A 25,339-nucleotide genomic window follows, 5' to 3' on the forward strand; every position below is an offset into this window, starting at 1 on the left:
TCAATCCCCCTGGTGCTGCGGCTTGTGCAGTACCGCATAGACTACCTGATAGGTGGCGGGCAGTCCCTGCGGCTGGCGAAAGCGCTCGTAGGCCTGCAGCAGGCCCTGCATGCGTGCCCTGCCGGTCAGGCCGGCGGGGCGACCGGGGTTGAGGTTGTGTGCGCCCAGCGCCTTGAGCTCATGGGTCAGGCTGCGCACATCGGGGTAATGCAGTACATGGGGCCGGGCCTCCAGCCCGAGCACCTGCAGCCCGCTGTCGGCACACAGACGCTGGTAGTCCGCCAGAGGGCGGAAGCGATTGACGTGCACCAGCCCGTCCACCGCCTGCCAGCTTTCACGCAGCTCGAACAGCGTGCCCACGCACAGGCTGGCGAACACCAGCACGCCCCCAGGCTGCAGAACCCGCTGCGCTTCACGCAGCACCGCAGCCAGGTCGGCGCACCACTGCACCGCCAGGCTGGAGAAGATCAGCCCGGCGCTGCCATCACGCAGCGGCAGACGCTCGGCATCGCCCGCCACATGGTAATGCGCTCCCCCCAGCTCACGGGCATGCAGCAGCATGCCTTCGGCGATATCCACCGCCACACCCAGCCCTTGTGGATAACGTTGCTGCAAGTGCCGGCTGAAATGCCCGGTGCCACTGCCCAGATCGATCCAGCAACGCGGTTGCAAATCGGCGGGAAGCTGCGCCAGCAGATGAGCGCCCACCGCCCGCTGCAACGCGGCGACACTGTCGTAGCTGGCCGCAGCACGGGAAAACGAGGCCGCCACCTGGCGCTTGTCGGGCAAGGCGCCGGGCAGCCTGGGCAGGGAAAGATCAGTCATCGCCACTCTCGTGCAGGAAGGTCTTGATAAAGGTCGCCAACGCCTGGGCGTGCTCCAGCAGGAAGGCGTGGGCGCTGTCCTCGACAATGCCCACCTCGACGTCCTGCAGCAGTTCGAACAGCGCCTTGGCCGCCTCGACCGGCACCAGCGCGTCGCTGCCTGCGAACAGGTGCAACTGCGGGCCGCCGAAGTTGCTCAGCGCAGCCCGGGTATCGAGTTTCCGCAATACCTCCAGGCCCGTGGCCAGGTACAGCGGGTCGGTTGCCGGCACCCCCACCTCCAGCAACCGCGCCAGGCTGCGCGGCGCCTGGGCGCCCTGGCTGCACAGCGACTTGAAGCGCTTGAGCGTCACTTGCGTATGGCTACGGCAACCGTCGAGAAAGGTATTGAAGGTGTCGGTCGGCATGCCATGGGGCCAGTCCGCACGGGCCACGAAGCTGGCGTTGCTGCCCAGCGTCACCAGCCCGCAGCAGTGATCGCCGCGTCGCGCCGCCAGCTCGGCGGCGAGCATGCCGCCCAGCGACCAGCCTCCCAGCCAGGTGTCGGTAGGCAGCGTGCGGTCCAGGTGATCCAGCCATACAGGCACGTCACTGCCATCCAGCTCCGGCAGAGGCATCAGCTCCACGTGCAGCTTGGCATCCAGGGCGCGCAAGCTCGCGGCCAGCGGCTCCAGTGCAGCGGTACCCAGGCCCCAGCCCGGCAACAGAATCAGTCGATCACGCATCAGCAGGCTCCAGCAGCGAATGACACTCGGCCAATGCATTCAACAATAGCTGTACCTGCGCGGCGCTGTGGGCGGCGGTCAGGGTCACGCGCAGCCGGGCACTGCCGGCCGGCACCGTCGGTGGACGGATCGCCGTGACCATCAGCCCGCGCTCGCGCAACATCGCCGACAGCCGCATGGCCCTTGCGGCATCGCCGATCAGAATCGGCTGGATCGGCGTGAAACTGTCCATCAGGTGCAGGCCGATCTGCTCGGCGCCCTGACGGAACTGGCGGATCAGCGCCGCCAGGTGCTCGCGGCGCCAGTGCTCGTCACGCAGCAGTTGCAGGCTCCTGAGCGTGGCGCAGGCCAGGGCCGGTGGCTGGCTGGTGGTATAGATGTACGGGCGGGCGAACTGGATCAGGCACTCGATCAGTTCCTCACTGCCGGCGACGAACGCACCGGCGGTACCGAAGGCCTTGCCCAGGGTGCCGACCAGCACCGGTACCTGCTCCATGTCCAGGCCGAAATGCTCCACCACGCCACCGCCGTGGCGGCCCAGGGTGCCGAAGCCATGGGCATCGTCGACCATCAGCCAGGCGCCCCTGGCCTGCGCCTGGGCAGCCAGTGCCGGCAGGTCGGCGATGTCGCCGTCCATGCTGAACACGCCATCGGTGACCACCAGCGCATTGCCGGTGGCCTTGTCCAGGCGCTTGCCGAGGCTGTCGGCATCGTTGTGCAGGTAGCGGCTGAAGCGCGCGCCACTGAGCAACCCGCCATCCAGCAGCGAAGCATGGTTGAGGCGATCCTGCAGCACGCTGTCGCCCTGCCCCACCAGCGCGGTCAACGCACCAAGGTTGGCCAGGTAGCCGGTGGTGAACAGCAGCGCGCGCGGGCGACCGGTAAACTCGGCCAGGGCCAGTTCCAGTTCATGGTGCGGCGAGCTGTGGCCGATCACCAGGTGCGACGCCCCGCCGCCCACGCCCCAACGCTCAGCGCCGGCACGCCAGGCGTCGATCACCTCGGGGTGGTTGGCCAGGCCCAGGTAGTCGTTGCTGCAAAACGCCAGCAACGGCGTGCCGTCCACCATCACCTGCGGCCCCTGCGGGCTCTGCAGCAGGGGGCGCTGGCGATACAGCGCCGCAGCGCGCCGTTGTTCCAGGCGCGCACTCAGATCAAAGCTCATGGCGACCTCAGGCGGAGGCGGCGTCGTAGAACAGCTCGCTGCTCTTCTGCTCGATCAGCGCCTGCTCGATGGCCGCCTGGTGCACCTCGTCGGCGTGCTCTTCGCGCGCTTCAGGCTGGATGCCCAGGCGCGCGAACAGTTGCATGTCCTTGTCGGCCTGCGGGTTGGCGGTGGTCAGCAGCTTCTCGCCGTAGAAGATCGAGTTGGCCCCGGCGAAGAAGGCCAGTGCCTGCATCTGTTCGTTCATCGCCTCGCGCCCGGCCGACAGGCGCACATGGGACTGCGGCATGAGGATGCGCGCCACTGCCAGCATGCGGATGAAGTCGAACGGGTCGACGTCTTCGGCATTCTCGAGCGGCGTGCCCGCCACCTTCACCAGCATGTTGATCGGCACCGATTCGGGGTGCTCCGGGAGGTTGGCCAGCTGGATCAGCAGCCCGGCGCGGTCGTCCAGCGATTCGCCCATGCCCAGGATCCCCCCCGAACAGATCTTCATCCCGGCATCGCGCACATAAGCCAGGGTCTGCAGGCGCTCGCCGTAGGTGCGGGTGGTGATGATGCTGCCGTAGAACTCCGGCGAGGTGTCCAGGTTGTGGTTGTAGTAGTCCAGGCCGGCCTGGGCCAGGGCCACGGTTTGCTCCTGGTCGAGCTTGCCCAGGGTCATGCAGGTTTCCAGGCCCAGCGCCTTGACCCCTTTGACCATCTGCAGCACGTAGGGCATGTCCTTGGCCGACGGGTGCTTCCACGCCGCGCCCATGCAGAATCGCGTGGAGCCGATGGCCTTGGCCCGGGCGGCCTCCTCCAGCACCTTCTGCACCTCCATCAGCTTCTGTTTTTCCAGGCCGGTGTTGTAGTGGCCGGACTGCGGACAATATTTGCAATCTTCCGGGCAGGCGCCGGTCTTGATCGACAGCAGGGTCGAGACCTGAACGCGGTTGGCGTCGAAATGCGCGCGGTGAACGGTCTGCGCCTGAAACAGCAGGTCGTTGAACGGTAGCTGGAACAGTGCTTTGACTTCGGCCAGGGACCAGTCGTGACGAAGCGTTGCAGTTGTGCTGGCGCTCATGGGTGTTTCCTTGTTTAGGCTTGTACTGGCGCCGGGACAGGAAAGCCCGCCAGCGCATCACGGATAGCTCGCATAGTTAAGGAAGCGCCATGCACTGTCAACCACACCTTAAACAACTGGTTTACAACTGGCTAAATATCAATCAAGCATGTTTGCTGTGCGATGAACCTGCCCAGCAGTCACACCCCATTTGCGTGGCCTGCGAGGCCGAACTGCCCTGGCTGGAAGAATGCTGTCGAACCTGCGCGCTGCCCTTGCCGATGCATGGCCTGACCTGCGGCCAGTGCAGCCGCCGCCCACCCGCCTTCACCCGGGTCGAGGCGCCCTGGCACTACGGCTTCCCCGTGGATGCACTGATAACCCGCTTCAAGCACCAGCGCCAGTGGCCGCTGGGCCGATTGCTGGCGCAACTGCTGGGCAACTGGCTTGCCTACCGCTTTGCCGAAGACCTGCCGCGGCCCGGCCTGCTGTTGCCGGTACCGCTGGCGCGCCGGCGCCTGCGCGAACGCGGCTTCAACCAGGCTGCGATGCTTGCCCAGTGGTTGGCCGGGCAGTTGGAGATCGCCTGCGAGCCACGTCTGCTCCAACGCCCGCAAGAAACGGCGGCCCAGCAGGGGCTGACGGCCAAGGCGCGCAAGCGCAACCTGCGCCACGCCTTTGCCCTGGCCGATTCGGCGGCGATCAGGGGGCAGCATGTGGCGATCGTCGACGATGTGCTCACCACCGGCGCCACTGCGCAGGCATTGGCCAGCCTGTTGCGGGCGGCGGGTGCCACGCGGGTGGACGTATACTGCCTGGCACGCACGCCCAAGCCCGGCGGCGCTTGACTTGCGCCGGGGCGGCGGGCACTTTCTGGGCCATCCCTGCCCCGACTGCGTGCCCGCCCATGTCCCTGCCTGCCCTGTTGACCCAACATATCGTCCGTCGCCCGCAACGCATCGCCCTGCTTGCCCACATCGCCGAGCAGGGGTCGATCACCCGGGCGGCCAAGAGCGCCGGCATCAGCTACAAGGCCGCGTGGGATGCCATCGACGAGCTCAACAACCTGGCTGCCAGCCCGCTGGTGGAACGCAGCGTGGGCGGGCGCGGCGGCGGTGGGGCGAAACTGTCGCTGGAGGGGCAGCGGGTGTTGCGCCTGTACCAGAAGCTGCAACTGTTGCAGGCGCAGGTGCTGGAAGCGGCCGAAGACTCCGACGATCTCGACCTGCTCGGGCGCCTGATGCTGCGCACCAGTGCGCGCAATCAGTTGCATGGGCGGGTCAGCGCCATTCGCGCGCAGGGCCGCATCGACACCGTGGAGCTGACCCTGGCCGGGGGGCTGCGCATCGAGGCACAGATCACCCATGACAGCACCTTGCGCCTGGAGCTGGAACCGGGCACGCCGGTGGTGGCGCTGATCAAGGCAGGCTGGCTGGAGGTGGCGATGCCCGGGCCGGCGCAGGTCAACCAGTTGAGCGCCGTGGTACAGGAACTGATCGATGACCCGCAAGGGACTACCGAGGTGCGCCTGAGCCTGAGCAACGGTCAGACGCTGTGCGCATTTGCCGAGCCGCAGTGGCTGCTGGACAACCGGGTGGCGGTAGGCAGTGAAGTGGCAGTGCGGTTCTCGCCGGCGTATGTGCTGCTGGGTACGCCGCTCTAGATTATTGGGGCTGCAGCACAGCCCATCGCGGGTCAAGCCCGCTCCCACAGGTTCAGCGATTTCCTTGTGGGAGCGGGCTTGACCCGCGATGGGGCATGCAGCGTCCCCGGGGTGCTGTACCATGGCTCTCATACGCCCGGCCACCCGTCGCGCTGCAGGAGTTCCCATGTCACACCCCTTCGATACCCTTACCCCCGACCTGGTCCTGGACGCTGTCGAAAGCATCGGCTTTCTCAGCGACGCTCGTGTTCTGGCACTCAACAGCTACGAGAACCGTGTCTACCAGGTGGGCATCGAAGACGCCGAACCGCTGATCGCCAAATTCTATCGCCCCGGCCGCTGGAGCAACGCGGCGATTCTCGAGGAGCACGCCTTCACCGCCGAACTGGCCGACTGCGAAGTCCCCGTGGTCGCCCCGCTGGTGCACAAGGGCCAGAGCCTGTTCGAGCATGCAGGCTTTCGCTTCACACTGTTCCCGCGCCGTGGCGGCCGCGCACCGGAGCCGGGCAACCTCGACCAGCTGTACCGCCTCGGCCAGTTGCTCGGTCGCCTGCACGCGGTCGGTGCCACGCGCCCGTTCGAACACCGTGAAGCGCTGGGCGTGGCCAACTTCGGTCACGCCTCCCTCGCCACCCTGCTCGAAGGCAACTTCGTGCCGCGCAGCCTGCTGCCGGCCTACGAGTCGGTGGCCCGCGACCTGCTCAAGCGCGTGGAGGACGCCTACGCCCGCACCCCATACAAGAGCATCCGCCTGCACGGCGACTGCCACCCCGGCAACATGATGTGCCGCGATGAGGTGTTCCACATCGTCGACCTGGACGACTGCCGCATGGGCCCCGCCGTGCAGGACCTGTGGATGATGCTCGCCGGCGATCGTCACGAGCGCCTGGGCCAGCTGGCCGAACTGATGGATGGCTACAACGAGTTCCATGATTTCGACCCCCGCGAACTGGCCCTGATCGAACCGCTGCGCGCCCTGCGCCAGCTGCACTACAGCGCCTGGCTGGCGCGCCGCTGGGACGACCCGGCGTTCCCGCGCAGCTTCCCGTGGTTTGGCAGCGAACGCTACTGGGGCGACCAGGTCCTGGCCCTGCGTGAGCAGACCGCCGCACTGGCCGAAGAGCCGCTGAAATTGTTCTAGAACCTGCTGCCAGTCTGTCTACAATAGCCGGGTTTTAGATAGCTGCCTAAGCAAGGAATCAGCATGCAAGCCGCCAACCCGCGCCGCGGGTACATACTGGGCCTGACCGCCTACATCATCTGGGGCTTGTTCCCCATCTATTTCAAAGCCCTGCAGAACGTGCCCGCCGTGGAAATCATCGTGCATCGGGTGCTGTGGTCGGCCCTGTTCGGCTCGATCCTGCTGCTTTTCTGGAAGCACCCGGGCTGGTGGCGCGAACTGCGCGACAACCCGCGGCGCCTGGCAATCCTGGCCCTGAGCGGATCGCTGATCGCGGGCAACTGGCTGACCTATGTATGGTCGGTGAACAACGGGCGCATGCTCGAGGCGAGCCTGGGTTACTACATCAACCCGCTGGTCAACGTGCTGCTGGGCATGTTACTGCTGGGCGAGCGTCTGCGACGCCTGCAGTGGGTGGCGGTAGGCCTGGCGGCAGTGGGTGTGGCGCAGCAGGTGTGGCAGGTGGGCAGCCTGCCATGGGTGTCGCTGGTACTGGCGCTGAGCTTCGGCTTCTACGGGCTGATCCGCAAGCAGGCGCCAGTGGCGGCGTTGCCGGGGCTGGTGGTGGAAACCTGGATGCTGGTACCGCTGGCCATCGGCTGGCTGCTGCTCAACCCCATGGCCCACAGCGCCCAGGCCAGCTTCTACAGCACCAGCGACGCGCTGTGGCTGGCCGCCGCCGGGCCCGTCACGCTGATACCGCTGGTGTGCTTCAACGCCGCCGCGCGGCATCTGCCTTACACCACCCTGGGCTTTCTGCAGTACCTGGCGCCGACCCTGGTGCTGCTGCAGGCGGTGCTGCTGTTCGACGAACACCTGTCGAGCAGCACCCTGGTGGCGTTCATGTTCATCTGGGCCGGCCTGGCACTGTACAGCGTGGATGCCTGGCTGAGCATTCGCCGGCGCACCTGAGCGCTACGCCACCCCCTATGCCGACTCTTCGGGGCGCAGCTTGAGCTCCACCATCAGGTCGTCGGCCAGGGCCTCCAGGCGCTGTTGCAGGTCATCCAGCGACAGCGTCAGCGGCAGGGCCAGCAGCGCATCGGCGTGAAACAGCGGCTCGCTGCTCATCGGCGCGGGCCGCACGTCGGTACTGAAGCGCTCCAGGTTCACCCCCTGTTCGGCCAGCAGCCGGGTGATGTCGCGCACGATGCCAGGGCGATCGTTGCCCACCAGCTCCATCGCGATCGGCTTCCAGGTGCACGACGGCTCGATGCCGCTTTCGGCGATCAGCACGCGAATCCCGTGCTTGCCCAGCGCCTGCAACGCCTCCACCAGTTCGTCATAGGATTCGGCCGGTACCGCGACGCGCAGGATGCCGGCGAATTGCCCTGCCATGCGCGACATGCGACTCTCCAGCCAGTTGCCGTTATGCTCGGCGATGCATTCGGCCACCCGCTCCACCTGGCCGGCGCGGTCAGGGGCAATCACGGTCAAGACAAGATGATCCACGCGCCAGTCCTCTCTCCAGCCCCCGAATACCGGGGGCGCCGATCAAGTATAGGCAAGGCGCGGCAACCTGCCGCAGCGGGCTCGAACAACAAATCGTGTACTGTTTTTAGATTTATCTGGAACAATTCACTCGATTTTTGAGAACATGCCCGCTCCCAGAACGACGTTTTGCGACCAAATGGTCGCAAAACGGCGTATTTAGTCTGATTTTCCCAAGCGCAGCGCTTCATGTAGTATGCCGCGACGCGCACTACAAAAATGTTGAAACAAGAGCTGAATAGCTGAGCAGAGTGAGGCAAGCAATGACTGAACACGTTCAAGTCGGTGGCCTTCAGGTCGCCAAAGTCCTGTTCGACTTCGTGAACAACGAAGCCATTCCCGGAACCGGCGTCAACGCCGAGCAGTTCTGGATCGGGGCAGAGAAGATCATCAACGACCTCGCTCCAAAGAACAAAGCCCTGCTGGCCAGGCGTGACACCCTGCAGGCGCAGATCGACGCCTGGCACCAGGCGCGCAAGGGCCAGGCCCACGATGCTCCGGCTTACAAGGCCTTCCTCCAGGAGATCGGCTACCTGCTGCCAGAAGCGGCGGACTTCCAGGCCTCCACCCAGAATGTCGATGACGAGATCGCTCGCATGGCCGGCCCGCAGCTGGTAGTGCCGGTGATGAACGCACGCTTCGCCCTCAACGCCTCCAACGCCCGCTGGGGCTCGCTGTACGACGCGCTGTACGGCACCGACGCCATCAGCGAAGCCGGTGGCGCCGAGAAGGGCAAGGGCTACAACAAGGTACGCGGCGACAAGGTCATCGCCTTCGCCCGCGCCTTCCTCGACGAGTCTGCGCCACTGGCGGCCGGCTCCCACGTCGATGCCACCCGCTACAGCATTGCCGATGGCAAGCTGGTGGTCACCCTCAAGGGTGGCAGCAACAGCGGCCTGCGCGACGACGCGCAACTGGTCGGCTACCAGGGCGATGCCACGGCCCCTGTCGCCGTGCTGCTGAAAAACAACGGCCTGCACTTCGAGATCCAGATCGATGCCAGCACCCCGGTCGGCCAGACCGACGCCGCCGGGGTCAAGGACGTGCTGATGGAAGCCGCCCTGACCACCATCATGGACTGCGAAGACTCCGTGGCCGCGGTGGATGCCGACGACAAGGTGGTGATCTACCGCAACTGGCTGGGCCTGATGAAGGGCGACCTGGCCGAAAGCGTGAGCAAGGCCGGCCAGACCTTCACCCGCACCATGAACCCGGACCGCGAGTACACCGCGCCCAATGGCGGCTCGCTGAGCCTGCATGGCCGTTCGCTGCTGTTCGTGCGCAACGTCGGTCACCTGATGACCATCGACGCGATCCTCGACAAGGATGGCAACGAAGTGCCCGAAGGCATCCTCGATGCGCTGGTCACCAACCTGGCTGCGGTGCACAACCTCAACGGCAACACCACCCGCAAGAACAGCCGTACCGGCTCGGTGTACATCGTCAAGCCGAAGATGCACGGCCCTGAAGAAGCCGCCTTCACCAACGAGCTGTTCGGCCGCGTCGAAGACGTGCTGGGCCTCAAGCGCAACACCCTGAAGGTCGGCATCATGGACGAGGAGCGCCGTACCACGGTCAACCTCAAGGCTTGCATCCAGGCCGCCAGCGAGCGCGTGGTGTTCATCAACACCGGCTTCCTCGACCGTACCGGTGACGAGATCCACACCTCCATGGAAGCGGGCGCCGTGGTGCGCAAGGGCGCCATGAAAACCCAGAAGTGGATCGGTGCCTACGAGAACAACAACGTCGACGTGGGCCTTGCCACCGGCCTGCAGGGCCGCGCGCAGATCGGCAAGGGCATGTGGGCCATGCCTGATCTGATGGCCGACATGCTCGAGCAGAAGATCGCCCACCCACTGGCCGGTGCCAACACCGCCTGGGTGCCGTCGCCGACCGCCGCCGCGCTGCACGCGCTGCACTATCACAAGGTCGACGTGTTCGCCCGCCAGGCGGAGCTTGCCAAGCGTGCGCCGGCCTCGGTCGACGATATCCTGACCATTCCGCTGGCCACCGACACCAACTGGTCGGACGAAGAGATCCGCAACGAACTGGACAACAATGCCCAGGGCATTCTTGGCTATGTAGTGCGCTGGATCGACCAGGGCGTGGGTTGCTCGAAAGTGCCGGACATCAACGATGTGGGCCTGATGGAAGACCGCGCCACCCTGCGGATTTCCGCGCAGTTGCTGGCCAACTGGCTGCGTCACGGCATCATCAGCGAGGCGCAGGTGATCGAAGGCCTCAAGCGCATGGCGCCGGTGGTCGACAAGCAGAACGCCAACGACCCGCTGTACCGCCCGATGGCACCGGACTTCGACAGCAACATCGCCTTCCAGGCGGCGGTCGAGCTGGTGATCGAGGGTGCGAAGCAGCCGAACGGTTATACCGAGCCGGTACTGCATCGCCGTCGTCGCGAGTTCAAGGCGCGCAACGGGCTGTAAGCTCGTTACAGCGCTGCCTGACGCACCCCTTCGCTGGCAAGCCAGCGAAGGGGTTCAGCCGATGCCCAGCTCATGCCTCACCAGCTTCACCAGCTTTTCCAGCTTCTCCTGGTCGAGCGGCTTGAGCAGAAAGTCGACCACGCTCAGGTGCATTGCCGCAATCGCGTCCTGCACCTTGGCATCGCCCGACACGATGATGATCGGCAACGCGGCCTGGTCCGACTCACGAATCTGCTCGATGAACTCGATGCCCCCCACCGGCTGCATGCGCAGGTCGGTAATCAGCAGCCCGATCCTGGGTTCGCGCTTGAGGTAGTCGAACGCCACCGTGGTGTTTTCTGCGGCAAGGCAACGAATGCCGTGGGCCTTCAAGTAGCTCGCCAGCGCTTCACGCGACCCTTTGTCGTCTTCGACGATCAGCACCTTGGGCAGCGCGGTCCCGCGCGCAGTCACGCTCGCCAGCGCCTTGCGCTCGGCTTCGCTCAGTATGTCGTCGGCTTCGGGCATGGCTGTTCCATCGTAAAAATATCCGTTGAATCAAGTTCAGACCGCAAACGCATGTGCCGCAACCCGCCTTTCGTCGGATAATTGACGCTTACCCGCTTTAGACAAACGTCCAATGGGCACTGCGCACCCCGCGGCCGACCATGCAGCACGATAAAAACAAATGCTCGGCCCTCGGCGCCGACGCACAGATGCGGTAAAGCTCATGAGCAAGATGGACGCCTTCGACCAGGCCGGCAAAACCGCAGTACTGCAGAATATTCACGGCACCATGCAGTTCCTGCAACGCTTTCCTCCCTTCAACCAGATGGAAAACGCCCACCTGGCGTACCTGGTGGAACAATGCCAGCTGCGCTTCTACGCCAGCGGTGAGAGCATCATCAAGCCTGTCGACGGACCCGTCGAGCACTTCTACATCGTCAAGCAGGGACGCGTGGTGGGCGAGCGCAACCATGCCGCCACCGGCACCGAGACCACCTTCGAGATCACCGGAGGCGAGTGCTTCCCGCTGGCCGCCCTGCTGGGCGAGCGTGCCACCCGTACCGAACACCTGGCCGCCGAAGACACCTTCTGCCTGCAACTGAACAAGGCGGCGTTCATCCGCCTGTTCGCACTCTCAGAAGTGTTTCGGGATTTTGCCCTGCGGGGTGTCAGCAGCCTGCTCGACCAGGTCAACCAGCAGGTCCAGCGCCGCGCAGTTGAAACCCTCGGCAACCAGTATTCGCTCAATACCCGCCTGGGTGAGCTGGCCATGCGTCATCCGGTCACCTGCGCGCCTGATACGCCCGTACGCGAGGCCGTACGCCTGATGCACGAGCAGCAGGTGGGCAGCATCGTGATCGTCGACGAGCAGCGCGCACCGGTCGGCATCTTCACCCTGCGCGACCTGCGCCAGGTGGTGGCCGATGCCAGTGCCGACTTCGCCGCGCCGATCGCCGCGCACATGACCGCCGCGCCTTTCTACCTCAGCCCCCAGGCCAGCGCCTTCGACGCCGCCATCGCGATGACCGAGCGCCATATCGCCCATGTGTGCCTGGTGCAGGACCAGCGCCTGTGCGGGGTGGTCTCCGAGCGCGACCTGTTCTCGCTGCAGCGGGTCGACCTGGTGCACCTGGCGCGCACCATCCGTCACGCCGCGCGGGTCGAGAACCTGGTGTCGCTGCGCGGCGAGATCGGCCAGCTGGTCGAGCGCATGCTCGCCCATGGCGCCTCGTCCACCCAGATCACCCACATCATCACCCTGCTCAACGACCACACCGTGTGCCGGGTGATCGAACTGGCGATCCAGGACAAGGGCGACCCCGGCGTGCCGTTCAGCTGGCTGTGCTTCGGCAGCGAAGGCCGCCGCGAACAGACCCTGCACACCGACCAGGACAACGGCATCCTGTTCGAGGCACGCGACGCGGCCCAGGCTGCCGAGATCCGCGCCCGCCTGCTGCCGCTGGCGCAGCACATCAACCAGGGCCTGGCGCAGTGCGGCTTCACCCTGTGTAAGGGCAACATCATGGCCGGCAACCCCGAGCTGTGTCTGTCGAGGGCCGAGTGGGCTCGGCGCTTTGCCGCGTTCATCCGCGAAGCCACCCCCGAGAACCTGCTGGCCTCGAGCATCTATTTCGACCTGCGCGTGGTGTGGGGTGACGAACAGGCGTGCGAACAACTGCGCCAGGGCATCCTCGACCAGGTCGCCGACAACCGCCTGTTCCAGCGCATGATGGCCGCCAACGCACTGCGCCAGCGCCCGCCCGTGGGGCGCTTTCGCGAATTCGTGCTGACCCGCAGCGGCAACGACAAGGCCGCCACCCTCGACCTCAAGGTGCAGGGCCTCACGCCCTTCGTCGACGGCGCGCGCCTGCTGGCGCTGGCCAATGGCGTGCACGCCAACAACACCCTGGAGCGCCTGCGCCAGCTGGTAGGCAAGGAAGTGATCGACCCGCTCGATGGCGGCGCCTATGAAGAGGCCTACCACTTCATCCAGCAGACCCGCATGCAGCAGCACCAGTTGCAGACCCGCCAGAACCTGCCCTACTCCAACCGCGTCGACCCCGACAGCCTCAACGACCTGGACCGGCGCATCCTGCGCGAATCGCTGCGCCAGGCCCAGCGTCTGCAAAGCAGCCTGGCCCTGCGCTACCAACTATGAGCGACCTGTCATGAGCCTGTTCGCCTGGCTGCGCCCCAGCCAACCCGCACTGGACGCCGCCCAGCAGCAGCGTCTGGCCCAACTGCCCGGCCCCGCCCCGCTGCAGGACCACACCCTGCGCGCCCAGCGCTGGGTGGTGCTGGACCTGGAAACCACCGGCCTGAACCTGAACCGCGACCAGGTGCTGTCGATTGGCGCGGTGGTGATCGAGGACGGCGCCATCGACTTCAGCCAGCAGTTCGAGCGCACCCTGCACCGGCATGACCACAAGCCGGGCCCCAGCGTGCTGATCCATGGCCTGGGGCCCAGTGCGATTGCCGCCGGCTGCGTGCCGGCCGATGCACTGCTCGACCTCATGGCGTTCATCGGCGACAGCCCGCTTCTGGCGTTCCACGCCGGCTTCGACCAGCGCATGCTCAGCCGCGCCCTGAAGGACAGCCTGGGCTACCGCCTGCAGCACCCGTTCATCGACGTGGCCGAGCTGGCCCCGCTGCTCAACCCCGACGTGGTGTTGCGCGACGCCGGGCTCGACGACTGGACCGCACACTTCGGCCTGCAGGCCGGTGAACGCCACCACGCCAGCGCCGATGCACAGGTCACTGCCGAACTGGCACTGATCCTGTTCAGCCAGGCGCGACGCCAACACATCGACAGCCCGCTGCTGCTGGAGCATCGCCTGCAAGGTTGGCGCCGGCGACGGCAACACAGCCACGGCTTCTGACCAGCCCCCGGATACGTCATCCGATGAGCGTTAATTGCACAGTGCCAGCGGCTCTGACACAATCGCGAATAATTCTCGTTAGTTAACACATCTATTCCGGGGAACACCTTGTCGTCAGTGCAAAGCCCACACGGTGAGCTGGTTGGTGCGCTGTACCGTGACCATCGCGGCTGGCTGCTGGGCTGGCTGCGGCGCAACGTCGCCTGTGCCGAGCGCGCCGAAGACCTGAGCCAGGACACCTTCGTGCGCCTGCTCGGGCGCGAGCAGCTGCCCGCACCACGCGAGCCGCGGGCGTTCCTGGCCGCGGTGGCGCGCGGCCTGCTGTTCGACCACTTTCGCCGGGCGGCACTGGAGCAGGCGTACCTCGCCGAGCTGATGCTGATCCCCGAAGCCGAGCAGCCGTCACCGGAAGAACAGCACCTGATCCTCGAAGACCTCAAGGCCATCGACCGCCTGCTGGGCAAGCTGTCGAGCAAGGCGCGCGCCGCGTTCCTGTACAACCGCCTCGACGGCATGGGCCATGCCGAGATCGCCGAGCGCCTGGGCGTGTCGGTGTCGCGGGTGCGCCAGTACCTGGCCCAGGGCATGCGCCAGTGCTATGTGGCGCTGTACGGCGAGCCGACATGAACGGCTTCAGTAGCAGGCCGGTATCGGCCAAGGTGCTCGATGCCGCCATCGCCTGGCAGCTGTGCCTGGATGCGGGCAGCGCCGAGGAGCGTGCCGATTTCGAGCGCTGGCACGCGGCAGACGAAGAACATGCGCGGGCCTGGATGCAGCTGGGCATGCTCAACCAGCGCTTCGCCGCGGCGGCCGGCCCGGCGCGCAAGGCCCTGGGCGAAACCCGGGCCGGCCTGCGCCAGCGCGTGCGCAAGCTGGGCAGCGGGCTGGCCAGCATCGTGCTGGTGGGCGGCCTGCTCGGCTGGCTGAGTACCCACCAGAGCCTGGACTACTGGCTGGCCGACCAGCGCACGGCCACCGGCGAGCAGCGCAGCCTGCGTCTGGAGGACGGCACCCTGCTCAGCCTCAACACCCATTCGGCGGTGGATGTTCGCTTCGATGGCCAGCAGCGCCTGATCGTGCTGCGCGAAGGCGAGATTTCCATCGAGACCGGGCACAAGGATGACCGTCCGTTCATCGTCGCCACGGCCGACGGGCGCCTGCGCGCACTGGGCACACGCTTCCTGGTGCGCCTGGAAGACCAGGGCACGCGCCTGAGCGTGTTGCAGTCGGCGGTGGCAGCCAAGCCGCAGGACAGCGGCGACGAGCAGATCGTGCGCGAAGGCCAGCAGGTGATGATGAGTCACGACCAGCTGGGCAGCATCGATCCGCTGGCCCTGGGCGCCGACGCCTGGACCCACGGCATGCTGGTGGTCGACAACGTGCGCCTGGATGCGCTGGTGCAGGAGCTGGGGCGTTACCGCAGCGGCTACCTGGGGGTGTCGCCGGAGGTGGCCGGGTTGCGCATTACCGGCAGCTTCCCGCTGCACGACACCGACCTTGCGCTGCAGTCGCTGCTGCCGACCTTGCCGGTGCAGGTGCAAAAGCGCACGCCATGGTGGGTGACGATCGTGGCCAAGGGCGAGACCCCGTAAAACGCCTTCGCCTGCAACGCCCTCCTGCAGGAGCGGTCGTTGCCGGCGAAGGCCTCAACATTATTTTTTACCCACCCCCTGACACTTTTCCCTTTTCACTCGGCATGGAAGCTAGTTAGCACTATTGCGCCGAGGAACCGCTGCATGTCCCGTCCCCTTGAAAAGCTGTTGCGTCATTGCCTGCTGACCCTGGCCCTGACCAGCACCGCCGCCATCGCCGCCGAATCGAGCGCCGCGCGCAGCTACAGCCTGCCCGCCGGGCCGTTGTCGACCACCCTCAACCTGATCGCCAGCCAGGCCGGCATCGCCCTGACCCTGGACCCGAGCCTGGCCAGCGGACGCACCTCGGCGCCGGTCAGCGGCCAGTACGACGGCCTCGGCGCCCTGCAGGCCGCCCTGCGCGGCACCGGCCTGCAACTGCAGCAGAGCAGCGCCGGCACCTACAGCCTGATCGCCGCCCCCGAAGGCAGCCTGGCCCTGCCGGAAACCAGCATCAACGCCGCCGGCGACTACGAGAGCGCCTGGGGCCCGACCACCGGCTACGTCGCCACCCGCACCGCCGCCGGCACCAAGACCGACACTCCGATCGTCGAGGCGCCACGCTCGATGTCGGTCATCACCCGCGAACAGCTCGACCAGCGCCAGGTGCTCAACCTCAACGACGCGCTGCGTTACACCGCGGGCGTGCAAAGCAGCGGCTACGGCTCTGACTCGCGCGCCGACTGGCTGCGCGTGCGCGGCTTCGACCCCACCCAGTTTCTCGACGGCCTGCCGCTGCCCAAGGGTTCGTTCGCCAACCCCAAGGTCGAACCCTGGAACCTGGAACGCATCACCGTACTGCGCGGCCCGGCCTCTTCGGTGTATGGCCAGACCCCGCCCGGCGGCATGCTCGACATGCTCAGCCGACGCCCGCAGGCCGAAAGCGTGCACCAGATCGAAGCCCAGGTCGGCAGCAACGAACACCGGCAGATCAACTTCGACAGCACCGGCAAGATCGACGACGCCGGCCAGTTTCTGTACCGCGTCAGCGGCGTGGTACGCGACAGCAACGCACCGGTCGACCATATTCCCGACAAGCGCTACAACCTCGCCCCCAGCCTGACCTGGAACGTCGACGACGACACCAGCCTGACCTTCATCTCGCAGTTCACCCGCGACGATACCGGCATCACCGGGCAGTTCCTGCCCTTGCAGGGCACCCGGCTGGCCTCGCCTGCCGGGGCAAAGATTTCCCACCACAAGAACCTCGGTGAGCCGGACTGGGATTTCTACGACCGCACCTACTACGCCCTGGGCTACGCTTTCGAGCACCGCCTCGACGACGTATGGCAGCTGCGCCAGAACCTGCGCTACACCAAGAGCGACCTGTCGTTTCGCGCGGTCAACGTGGCCACCTTCAATACCGTAGAACCCGACGGTACGGTCAACCGCGAGGCCGGGATCGTCAACGAAGACATCAGCCAGTTCGCTGTCGACAACAACCTGCAGGCCAACTTCAGCACCGGCGCGCTGGAGCACACCCTGCTGCTGGGCCTGGACCACCAGCGCTCCAACACCAACTACCAGTGGCTGTATGGCGGCTCGTACAACTACGACGCCAACGGCAACATCAGCGGCATCAACGTGCCGCCAATCAGCGTGATCCGACCGGTGTATGGCGCCGACATGTCCAACGTGAACTACTTCGCACTGCAGGACTACGGCCAGAAAACCCGCCAGACCGGCGTCTACGTGCAGGACCAGATCGCCCTGGACAACTGGCGCCTGACCCTGGGCGGGCGTGAGGACTGGATTCACACCGGCACCACCTTCCACAACAAGGGCGACGCCACCAGCACCCAGCGCGACAAGGCCTTCACCGGCAACGTGGGCCTGAGCTACGTGTTCGACAACGGCCTCACCCCGTACCTGTCCTATACCGAGTCGTTCCAGCCGACCACCGGCGCCAACGTGGATGCGGCGCAGTCGTTCAAGCCCACCGAAGGCCGCCAGTACGAAGTGGGCGTCAAGTTCCAGCCGGTGGGCAGCAACACCCTGCTGACCGCTGCCGCCTACGACCTGCGCCAGAGCAACGTGAAGGTCACCGAAGGCAGCATCTCTCGCAGTGTCGGTGAATTGCAGGTGCGCGGCATCGAGCTGGAAGCCACCAGCGCCATCACCGACAACCTCAAACTGGTCGGCTCCTACACCTACACCGATACCGAGATCCGCAAGGGCGTGCCTGGCGAAGTCGGCAACCGCATGGCGCTGATCCCGCGCAACCAGGCCACCCTGTGGGCCGACTACACCTGGCACGCCGGCCCGCTGGACGGCTTCGGCATGGGCGCCGGGGTTCGCTATGTCGGCGATACCTACGGCAACACCGCCAACACCGAGGTGGCGCATGTAGGCTCCTACACCGTGTACGACGCTGCCGTGCACTACGACCTGGGTCGCCTGGACAGCAGCATGAAGGGGCTGAGCGTGGCGGTGGAAGCCAAGAACCTGTTCAACAAGGACTACCTGGCCAACTGCGACGGGTTCTGGTGCTACTACGGCGACCAGCGCAACGTGGTCGCCAGCGTGAACTACGCGTTCTAGGGCCAACGATGAAGAGCCAAACCATACGTCGCTGGTCGTGGGTGCATACCTGGAGCAGCCTGGTGTGCACGCTGTTTCTGCTGTTGCTGGCGCTGACCGGGCTGCCGCTGATCTTCCACCACGAGATCGACCACCTGCTGGGCGATGCGCCCGAGCTCAAGGTAATGCCCGCCGACACACCCAGACTCGACCTGCAGGCCCTGGTGCTCAAGGCCCAGGCCCATCGCCCGGGCGAGGTGATGCAGTACTTCGGCTGGGACGAGGACGACAGCAACGGCGTGATCGCGATCATGGCCGCCACCGCCGGTACCGAGCCCAACTCGTCGCACACCTTCATGCTCGACGGGCGTACTGGCGAGGTGGTGGAGATGCCCTCGGCCAACGGCGGCTTCATGCTGACCATGCTGCGCCTGCATGTGGACATGTTCGCCGGCTTGCCGGGCAAGCTGCTGCTGGCCTTCATGGGCCTGTTGTTCGTGGTGGCGATCATCTCCGGGGTGGTGCTGTACGCGCCATTCATGCGCAGGCTGAAGTTCGCCACGGTACGCCACGACAAATCGCGGCGCCTGCGCTGGCTCGACCTGCACAACCTGATCGGCATCGTGACCCTGACCTGGGCGCTGGTGGTGGGCGTGACCGGGGTGATCAGCGCGCTGTCCGACCTGGTCATCGCCGCCTGGCGCAACGACAGCCTCAGCGCGATGATCGCACCGTACCGCGATGCACCGCCGCTGACCGCACTGGCCCCGGCCAGCCGTCTGCTGGACATTGCCGCCGAGGCGGCGCCGGGCATGCAGCCGGACTTCATCGCCTTCCCCGGCACGCGCTTTTCCAGCGAGCACCACTATGCGGTGTTCATGAAGGGCAGCACCCACCTGACCGCTCACCTGCTGACCCCGGTACTGATCGATGCCAGCACCCTGCAGGTGACGGCGATTGGCGAGCGGCCGTGGTACATGGACGCGATGGGCCTGTCGCAGCCGCTGCACTTTGGCGACTACGGCGGCCGGCCGATGCAGATTCTATGGGCGCTGCTGGATGTGCTGACGATCATCGTGCTCGGCAGCGGCGTGTATTTGTGGTGGGTGCGCAGGCGACGTGATGAAGCGTGAATCGAGGTTCTGGAAGGTGTTCGGCATGCCGGGCCTGATTGCCCTGCTGGGCGCAGTGGGGCTGTTCGCGGCGCTGCTGGGGGATGGCCCGTGGGATGTGCTGGCGTGGGTGGGGCTGGCCCTGCCGGTGGGGTACAGCCTGCGAGGTTTTTGGCCGGCCGCGCGATAGTCTTGGTCGGCAAGGCCGGCGCCTGCAAGGTTTCACGTCGTCTGCAGGAGCCGGCCTTGTCGGCGAAGGCGCAGGTCAGTCAGCCAGTTTCGGCAGGCACTCATCCAGCCGCTGGTGCAACGCACTGTCCGCCGGCCAGTTGCGCAACAACCGCGCCCGGTCACGGGCGAAGGCCTTGGCGAAACTGAGCTGGGTGGCGTGCTGGCACATCGCATCAAGGTCGATCAGCGACCATTGACCGTCCTGCCAGAACAGGTTGTGGCCCTTCAGGTCGCCGTGGCTGATGCGTTCGCCCATCAGCTGCTGCAACAGGGTCTGCAGCGCTTGCAGCTGCTCCTCTGGCACCTCGGCGCTGTCGACGTAGGGCGCAAAGCTCTCGATCAGGTCCGGCCCGTCGGCATACTCGGTCACCAGGTACGCACGGCTGCGCAGCCCCAGCACGCGCTGCTCCAGCACTGCCAGCGGCCTGGGCGTGGCGATGCCGAGGAACTCCAGGCGATGCCCTTCGATCCACGAATGCCAGGCCCGGCTGGGGCGCCAGAAGCGCTTGAACCAGTGGGCGGTGTTCTTGATGTTGTAGCGCTTGAGCACCAGGCTGCGACCGCACGCCTCGACCCGTGCCACGCTCGCCGCGCCGCCGGTCTTGTACAGGTGGCCCTGGTCGATCAGCGCGTCGGCCTGCTCCAGCACCGGCAGCATGGCCGCCACCTCCGATCGACGGATCGCGCGCAGGCCCGAGGCCCCGCGCTGCACGCTGAACAGCGTGCACTCGCGACCGGCCTTGTCCAGGTAGTCCTTCAGACGCCAGCTGCGCACCTTGTCGATCTGCTTCTGCAAGGCTTCCAGCGGCAGCGCGTGCTCGCCGTTGACCAGCACGTAGTGCACCAGCAGTTCCTCGACGAAGGGCTCCAGGCGCTTGGGCAACTGCGCAAAGAATACCCCCAGGTTCTGCAGCACCTGCTGACGCGACAGCGGCTGGCCCGGGGTTTCGGCCTTCACCCCCGCGCCATCGATCAGGTACAGCTCCCCGCCATGGCGCAGCAGGTTGTCCAGGTGCAGGTCGGCCTGCCACAGGCCTTTGGCATGCATCTGCGCCACGGCGCGCAGGGCTTCGCCCAGCACTTCCTGCTGGGCATCGGCAAGCACCGGCAGGGCCTCGACCGCCGCCCAGGCATCCGCCAGGCTGTGGGCGTGCTCAAGAAATTCGAACAGCAGCCAGCCGCCCTCGCCTTCACGCAGGCCGTCGGCCAGCAGCAACGGCGTGGTCAGCCCCTGGCTGGCCAGCAGGCGCGCACCGTCCAGTTCGCGCTGGAAGTGGCGGGCGGCGCTGCTGCCCACCAGCAGCTTGGCCAGCACCGGCTTGCCACGCCAGATCCCGGCACCGACATACCGCTGCCCCGGCAGCACCCGCAGCAGGCTGAGCAGTTGCAGCTCGGCCGGCCCGGCGGCGTCGGCCAGGGCAATGCTCAATGGCAGTTGCGGGCTGCGCCCGGCGTCCTTGAGTTCAGACAAACGCATCAGCGGGCCTCTTTTTCACGACGGCGATGCAGCAGGCGCTGCAGCCAGGTATCCACCAGCGTACTGTCGGCCGGTTGCTCCAGGTAGGCGGCCAGCATCAGCCGTACATCGCTCTCGCTCCATGCGCCAGCACGACGCAGCAGCGGCTCCAGGTCCTTGAGGCGATCACGCTGGCCCAGCAGCAGCGGCCGGGTTTTCTCCAGGTCGATCAACTGCGCCTGCCAGCCTTCGCTGCGCTCGCGCAAAAAGATGTGCTTGGGGTAGAAGCAGCCATGCACCTGCCCCGCCGCGTGCACCGTGCGGGCCAGTTCGCCACAGGCGCGCAGGATGCCCTGGCGTTGCTCCAGGGCCAGTTGCGGCCACTGCCCGAGCAGGTGGTCAAGATCGCTCCAGTCATCCAGCGCACGGGTCATCAGGATCGCGCGGCGCTCGCCGTCGACCCGGCGCTCGGCGTAGAACACCGCCTGCAAGGCCGGGATCTGCAGCTTCTGGTAGCGCTTGATGTTGCGAAACTCGCGGGCGAAGGTCGGCTCCCCGAAGGGGCTGTGCAGGGTGCGCGTGAGGTAGTCGCTCTGGCGCTTGAGGTAGAACCCCTTGCCCTCCAGCTCCAGGCGGTACACGCGGCTCCAGCCGCCGCGCCCGGTGTTGGGCTCGTCCACAGCGTCCAGCTGCAGCGCCCACAGCGCCTCGAAGCTGTTCAGGCCGTGGCGTTCAAGCAGTGCAGCTTCGGCACTGGCCAGGAAATCACTCATTCGCGCCCCTCGAAAAACGTCACGACGTGCCGCACGCGGCGCTTGTCCGACGCGTTCAGGCGATCGCGACGGCGATATTGCAGGTAGAACCGCAGGCGCTGGGTGGCCGACAGGTGATACTTGGCCACCTTGTCCAGGCAGGCCAGGTCCTTGGTGATGCGATAGCGCAGCATGAAGCCGACCCAGAACGCACCGGTCGGGCAGTCGATGAAGAACAGCATGCCCTTGTCATCGACCAGCAGGTTGCGCCACTTGAGGTCGTTGTGGGTGAAGTGATGGTCGTGCATCACCCGCGTATGGCGGGCCAGCTGTCGGCTGACATGGTCGACCCAGCCGGCATCTGCCAGGCGCGGGTCGTTGCGCTTGGCCAGCGCCGAGAGGTCCTCGGTGCGCGGCAGCTCGCGGGTGATCATGGCGCCCCGGTGGAAGGCGAAGCCGCGCCGTTCCAGGCCGCAGGCCACCACCTCGGCGGTGGGGATGTCCCACTTGGCGAACTGCTTGAGGTTCTGCCACTCGGCCTTGATCCGCGGGCGCCCCAGGTAGCGGCGCAGGCCCTTGCCTGCGCCGGTGTAGCGCTTGACGTAGTAGTTCACCCCGCCGCGCTCCACGCGAATCACTTCGCTGAGCGGGTCGTGGGTGAGGCGTTCGCCCTTGAGCGCGAACACCGCGTCGATGCTGCCGAAATCCTGTGCCAGGGCCGCGTAGGCCGGCTCCAGTGTCCAACCCGCCATCAGAGCGCGTCCCCATACCGTTGTTTACGCTCGTAGAGCTTGTTTGCCTTGCCCTCCAGCCAGCGCAGCAAGGTGGCGTGCTCGGCCAGGATCTGGCGCAGCGGCTGCTGGAAGTAGCCGCGCAGAAAGCGCAGCTTGTCGCGTCGGGTCAGGCCGATGTCCAGCGCCGAGAAGTACAGCGCGGCCAGGTCCTTGTCGCGCCAGCGTCGGGAAATGCTGGCGCGGGTCTGGGCCCGGTGCAGGTCGATCACCGACAGCCTGAAGTCGTCCGGGGTTACCGGGCGGTCGGTGTGCAGCAGAAAGTGGCAGATGTAGCAGTCGCGGTGGTTGACCCCGGCGCGGTGCATCATGCCGGTCATGCGCGCCACCTCGGCGATCAGCGCACGCTTGAGACGCGGCGCCGGCGGCGTCCTGACCCAGTCGAGGCTGAAGTCCTCGAGGCTGACGGTGGGCGCCAGCTCCTCGGTGACGATGAACGAATGCTGGGTCGCCGGGTTGCTGCCGCGTTCGCCGTAGGCCACCGCGGTCATGGTCGGCACCCCGACTTGGTGCAGGCGCTGGATGGCCTGCCATTCCTGTCCGGCACCGAGCACCGGCAGCTTGGCGGTGAACAGGTTCTTGAAGATCTCGCCCCAGCCGATGCCGCGGTGGATCTTGACGAAATAACCGTTGCCCTCGACCTCGGTGCGCAGCGTGCGCCGGCCTTCCAGCTCGCGGTACACCTCGCCTTGCAGGGCCTCGACGGCGTCGAAGGCATCGCGCCCGGCCCACAGGCGCTTGAAGGGTTCAGCCAGTATCAGTTTCATGCGCGCTCCTGCGCCAGGATCACGTCGGCCGCATGCTGCGGCATGCTGTACAGGTCGGCGGTGTCGGCGAATGCCAGGCCGTTGCGGCCCCAGTCGGCACGCGCCGCATCGTCTTCGAGCATACGTTGCAGGTAGCGGTTGAGTTGCTCCTGCTCGAACGGCTCGTCGAGCACCAGGCCGGCATCGGCCTCAGCGATGTAATGGGCATAGCCGCACACTGCCGAAACCAGTACCGGCAACCCGGCCACCACGGCTTCGAGCAGCACGGTGCCGGTGTTCTCGTTGTAGGCCGGGTGGATCAGTGCGTCGGCCCCGAGCAGAAAGCGCGGGATATCGCTGCGGCCCTTGAGGAACTGCACCTGCTCGGTCAGCCCCAGGGTCGCGCTCTGCAGCTGGAACACCTTGGGGTCGTCCTGGCCGATGACCATCAGCCGGGTGCGCTTGCGCAGGCTGTTGGGCAAGGCGGCCAGCGCCTTGAGGCTGCGGTCCACGCCCTTGGTCTTGAAGCCCGAGCCGATCTGCACCAGCAGGCGCTCGTCGTCCGCCAGGTTGAACTCGCGGCGAAACTCGGCGCGGATCTCGGCGGCATTGGCCGGCGCCCGGCGGTCCTGGCTGATGCCCGGAGGCAGCAGGTGGAAGCGCTCGGTGGGGGTGTCGTAGTGCTTGACGAACAGCGGCTGCTGGACCTCGGAGATCATCAGGATCTGGGTCTTGGCGTCCTTGCCGAACACCGCACGCTCGTACTCGGCAAAGTGGCGGTAGCGGCCCCAGCGGCGGTACAGCGAATGGCGCAGGTTCTGCGCCTTGTCCTCGAAGCAGCCGTCGGCGGCGTAGTACACGTCCAGCCCCGGCATCTTGTTGAAGCCGATCAGGCGGTCGACCGGGCGCCTGGCCAGGTCGGCCTGCATCCAGTCGGTGAGCTTCTCGTTGCGCCGATGGTTGAACAGCGCCTTGACCGGCGCCACCAGCACTTCGAAGCCCTCGGGCACGTCGCCCTCCCAGATCAGGGTATACACCCGGATCTGGTGGCCACGGCGCTGGCACTCCAGGGCGATGCGCATGAAGTCACGCTGCAGGCCGCCGAAGGGGAAATACTTGTAGAGCACAAAGGCCAGTTGCATCAACGCACATCCTCTGCCCGCAGCAACGCGCTCAACTGGCTCGCCACACGCTCGGGGTTCAGGCGAGTGAAGCACAGCGGCCACTCGCGTTTGAGATCGAACCGGCGCCGGTCGTCGGCGCTCGGCTTGTAGGTGCACTTCTTCTGCAGGCACGGGGCGCAGGGGAAGTCACTGCCCAGGTGCACCTGGGCCTTGCCGTAGGCCCCGGTCAGGCCCGGGTTGGTAGGGCCGAACAGCGACAGGGTAGGCACATCGAGTGCCGCCGCCAGGTGCCCAAGGCCGGTGTCGACGGCCACGCAGGCCTTGGCGGCAGCCAGCACCCGGGCGACCCCGGCCAGGTTCAGCCTGGGCAGCACCTGGGCGTTCTTCAGGCCCTGGGCGATGCGCTCGGCGCGGGCCTTTTCGGCCGGGTTGCCCCATGGCAGGCAGATATGCAGGCCGGCACGCCCCAGGCGTTCGGCCAACTGGCGCCAGTACAGTTCGGGCCAGTGCTTGGTGTCCCAGGTGGTGCCATGCAGGAACACCACGTAGGGCTTGGTGGGTATCTCTTCCAGGCGCGAGCGATCCAGGCCGTAGTCACCCAGCCCCGAGGGCAGGTCGTAGCCCAGCGCCAGGGCGAACAGCTGGCGCACCCGCTCCACCGCATGCTGCCCGCGGGCCACCGACAGGCGCCGGTCGTAGAAGCGGCTGGCCAGCCCCTCGCGTGCCGAGTAGCGGTCCAGCCCGGCCACCGGCGCCTTGACGTAGCGGGTCAGCCAGGCGCTTTTCACCAGGCCCTGGGCGTCGATCACCAGGTCGTACTTGCGCTCGCGCAGGCGCTTCTTGAACTGGCGCCATTCGCCGTTCTTCAAGGTTTGCCAGAGGTTCTTGCGCCAGCGACGGATGGCCACCGGGATCACGTGATCGACCGCAGGGTGCCAGGTGGGGATTTCGGCGAAGCCTTCCTCGACCACCCAGTCGAAGCGGATGCCGGGAATGGCGTGCGCCGCGTCGGTCAGTGCCGGCAGCGCGTGGATGACATCCCCCAGCGAGGAGGTCTTGATCAGCAGTACCCGCAAC

24 protein-coding genes are annotated in these 25,339 nt (G+C 66.4%); 12 read left to right on the forward strand and 12 right to left on the reverse strand.

The features are described 5' to 3' along the window. The 4 genes from bioC to bioB are packed head-to-tail and all read right to left on the reverse strand — an operon-like array spanning position 1 to position 3,780. A complete protein-coding gene (bioC, locus tag DN387_RS18510; protein WP_054915976.1) occupies positions 1-825 on the reverse strand; it encodes a malonyl-ACP O-methyltransferase BioC in 825 nt (274 codons plus the stop codon). Then, a complete protein-coding gene (locus DN387_RS18515; RefSeq protein ID WP_054915977.1) occupies positions 818-1,549 on the reverse strand; it encodes an alpha/beta fold hydrolase in 732 nt (243 codons plus the stop codon). Before DN387_RS18515 ends, bioC begins: the two co-directional genes overlap by 8 nt. Continuing rightward, positions 1,542-2,714 (reverse strand): 8-amino-7-oxononanoate synthase, encoded by a 1,173-nt coding sequence (gene bioF, locus DN387_RS18520; RefSeq protein ID WP_054915978.1) that lies wholly within the window; start codon positions 2,712-2,714, stop codon positions 1,542-1,544. The genes DN387_RS18515 and bioF overlap by 8 nt, the downstream gene beginning before the upstream one ends. A gap of 7 nt (positions 2,715-2,721) precedes the next feature. After that, positions 2,722-3,780 carry a biotin synthase BioB gene (gene bioB, locus DN387_RS18525; RefSeq protein ID WP_043863678.1) on the reverse strand — a complete coding sequence of 353 codons (1,059 nt, stop codon included), beginning with the start codon at positions 3,778-3,780 and terminating at the stop codon, positions 2,722-2,724. 89 nt (positions 3,781-3,869) lie between these two features. Between bioB and DN387_RS18530 the strand changes: the two genes are divergently transcribed. The 4 genes from DN387_RS18530 to rarD all read left to right on the forward strand — a co-directional run bounded on the left by DN387_RS18530 (position 3,870) and on the right by rarD (position 7,514). Further along, on the forward strand, positions 3,870-4,607 hold the full coding sequence (locus tag DN387_RS18530) for a ComF family protein (protein WP_054915979.1): 738 nt from the start codon (positions 3,870-3,872) through the stop codon (positions 4,605-4,607). A 59-nt stretch (positions 4,608-4,666) separates the two neighbouring features. Beyond that, a complete protein-coding gene (locus DN387_RS18535; protein ID WP_043863676.1) occupies positions 4,667-5,422 on the forward strand; it encodes a TOBE domain-containing protein in 756 nt (251 codons plus the stop codon). Between the two features lie 166 nt (positions 5,423-5,588). Further along, the gene (locus tag DN387_RS18540) at positions 5,589-6,563 is read left to right on the forward strand and encodes a serine/threonine protein kinase (protein WP_054915980.1); all 975 of its coding nucleotides are present in this window, start codon (positions 5,589-5,591) and stop codon (positions 6,561-6,563) included. Between the two features lie 63 nt (positions 6,564-6,626). Next, on the forward strand, positions 6,627-7,514 hold the full coding sequence (rarD, locus tag DN387_RS18545; RefSeq protein ID WP_054915981.1) for an EamA family transporter RarD: 888 nt from the start codon (positions 6,627-6,629) through the stop codon (positions 7,512-7,514). A gap of 15 nt (positions 7,515-7,529) precedes the next feature. On the opposite strand, the gene DN387_RS18550 is transcribed toward rarD, so the two are convergent. Further along, on the reverse strand, positions 7,530-8,054 hold the full coding sequence (locus tag DN387_RS18550) for a glycine cleavage system protein R (protein ID WP_043863673.1): 525 nt from the start codon (positions 8,052-8,054) through the stop codon (positions 7,530-7,532). Positions 8,055-8,356: 302 nt separating this feature from the next. Here DN387_RS18550 and DN387_RS18555 point away from each other — a divergent pair, with 302 nt between their 5' ends. Next, entirely contained in the window at positions 8,357-10,534 is a 2,178-nt protein-coding gene (locus tag DN387_RS18555; RefSeq protein WP_054915982.1) for a malate synthase G, read from the forward strand. A 54-nt stretch (positions 10,535-10,588) separates the two neighbouring features. Here DN387_RS18555 and DN387_RS18560 read toward each other — a convergent pair whose 3' ends face one another. Next, on the reverse strand, positions 10,589-11,041 hold the full coding sequence (locus DN387_RS18560; protein ID WP_054915983.1) for a response regulator: 453 nt from the start codon (positions 11,039-11,041) through the stop codon (positions 10,589-10,591). Positions 11,042-11,243: 202 nt separating this feature from the next. Here DN387_RS18560 and DN387_RS18565 point away from each other — a divergent pair, with 202 nt between their 5' ends. The 7 genes from DN387_RS18565 (at position 11,244) to DN387_RS18595 (ending at position 19,352) form a co-directional block, all read left to right on the forward strand. Beyond that, on the forward strand, positions 11,244-13,178 hold the full coding sequence (locus tag DN387_RS18565) for a DUF294 nucleotidyltransferase-like domain-containing protein (RefSeq protein ID WP_054915984.1): 1,935 nt from the start codon (positions 11,244-11,246) through the stop codon (positions 13,176-13,178). A gap of 10 nt (positions 13,179-13,188) precedes the next feature. Next, positions 13,189-13,899: a PolC-type DNA polymerase III gene (locus tag DN387_RS18570; protein WP_043863669.1), complete on the forward strand. Its 711-nt coding sequence runs from the start codon at positions 13,189-13,191 to the stop codon at positions 13,897-13,899. A 108-nt stretch (positions 13,900-14,007) separates the two neighbouring features. Continuing rightward, positions 14,008-14,526 (forward strand): RNA polymerase sigma factor, encoded by a 519-nt coding sequence (locus tag DN387_RS18575; RefSeq protein ID WP_043863668.1) that lies wholly within the window; start codon positions 14,008-14,010, stop codon positions 14,524-14,526. Then, positions 14,523-15,491 carry a FecR domain-containing protein gene (locus tag DN387_RS18580; protein ID WP_054915985.1) on the forward strand — a complete coding sequence of 323 codons (969 nt, stop codon included), beginning with the start codon at positions 14,523-14,525 and terminating at the stop codon, positions 15,489-15,491. The genes DN387_RS18575 and DN387_RS18580 overlap by 4 nt, the downstream gene beginning before the upstream one ends. Positions 15,492-15,635: 144 nt before the next feature. After that, positions 15,636-18,071: a TonB-dependent siderophore receptor gene (locus tag DN387_RS18585; protein ID WP_054915986.1), complete on the forward strand. Its 2,436-nt coding sequence runs from the start codon at positions 15,636-15,638 to the stop codon at positions 18,069-18,071. Between the two features lie 8 nt (positions 18,072-18,079). Then, on the forward strand, positions 18,080-19,183 hold the full coding sequence (locus DN387_RS18590) for a PepSY domain-containing protein (RefSeq protein WP_054915987.1): 1,104 nt from the start codon (positions 18,080-18,082) through the stop codon (positions 19,181-19,183). Further along, complete coding sequence (locus tag DN387_RS18595; protein WP_088514279.1) at positions 19,170-19,352, forward strand: hypothetical protein; 183 nt, start codon at positions 19,170-19,172, stop codon at positions 19,350-19,352. Before DN387_RS18590 ends, DN387_RS18595 begins: the two co-directional genes overlap by 14 nt. 75 nt (positions 19,353-19,427) lie before the next feature. Here DN387_RS18595 and DN387_RS18600 read toward each other — a convergent pair whose 3' ends face one another. From DN387_RS18600 to waaC, 6 genes are read right to left on the reverse strand one after another with little or no spacing between them, the layout of a single operon-like run. Further along, positions 19,428-20,870, reverse strand: a complete 1,443-nt coding sequence (locus tag DN387_RS18600; RefSeq protein ID WP_054915988.1) for a lipopolysaccharide kinase InaA family protein — start codon at positions 20,868-20,870, stop codon at positions 19,428-19,430. Next, positions 20,870-21,622 (reverse strand): lipopolysaccharide kinase InaA family protein, encoded by a 753-nt coding sequence (locus DN387_RS18605; protein ID WP_054915989.1) that lies wholly within the window; start codon positions 21,620-21,622, stop codon positions 20,870-20,872. Before DN387_RS18605 ends, DN387_RS18600 begins: the two co-directional genes overlap by 1 nt. Further along, entirely contained in the window at positions 21,619-22,353 is a 735-nt protein-coding gene (locus DN387_RS18610; RefSeq protein ID WP_043863661.1) for a lipopolysaccharide kinase InaA family protein, read from the reverse strand. The genes DN387_RS18605 and DN387_RS18610 overlap by 4 nt, the downstream gene beginning before the upstream one ends. After that, the gene (gene rfaP / locus DN387_RS18615) at positions 22,353-23,159 is read right to left on the reverse strand and encodes a lipopolysaccharide core heptose(I) kinase RfaP (RefSeq protein WP_043863660.1); all 807 of its coding nucleotides are present in this window, start codon (positions 23,157-23,159) and stop codon (positions 22,353-22,355) included. Before rfaP ends, DN387_RS18610 begins: the two co-directional genes overlap by 1 nt. Continuing rightward, positions 23,156-24,280, reverse strand: a complete 1,125-nt coding sequence (locus DN387_RS18620) for a glycosyltransferase family 4 protein (protein ID WP_054915990.1) — start codon at positions 24,278-24,280, stop codon at positions 23,156-23,158. The genes rfaP and DN387_RS18620 overlap by 4 nt, the downstream gene beginning before the upstream one ends. After that, a complete protein-coding gene (gene waaC, locus DN387_RS18625) occupies positions 24,280-25,338 on the reverse strand; it encodes a lipopolysaccharide heptosyltransferase I (RefSeq protein ID WP_054915991.1) in 1,059 nt (352 codons plus the stop codon). Before waaC ends, DN387_RS18620 begins: the two co-directional genes overlap by 1 nt. Position 25,339: the final 1 nt, after the last annotated feature.

The sequence above is a fragment of the Pseudomonas sp. FBF18 genome, from assembly GCF_024261405.1.
GTDB lineage: Bacteria > Pseudomonadota > Gammaproteobacteria > Pseudomonadales > Pseudomonadaceae > Aquipseudomonas > Aquipseudomonas palmensis.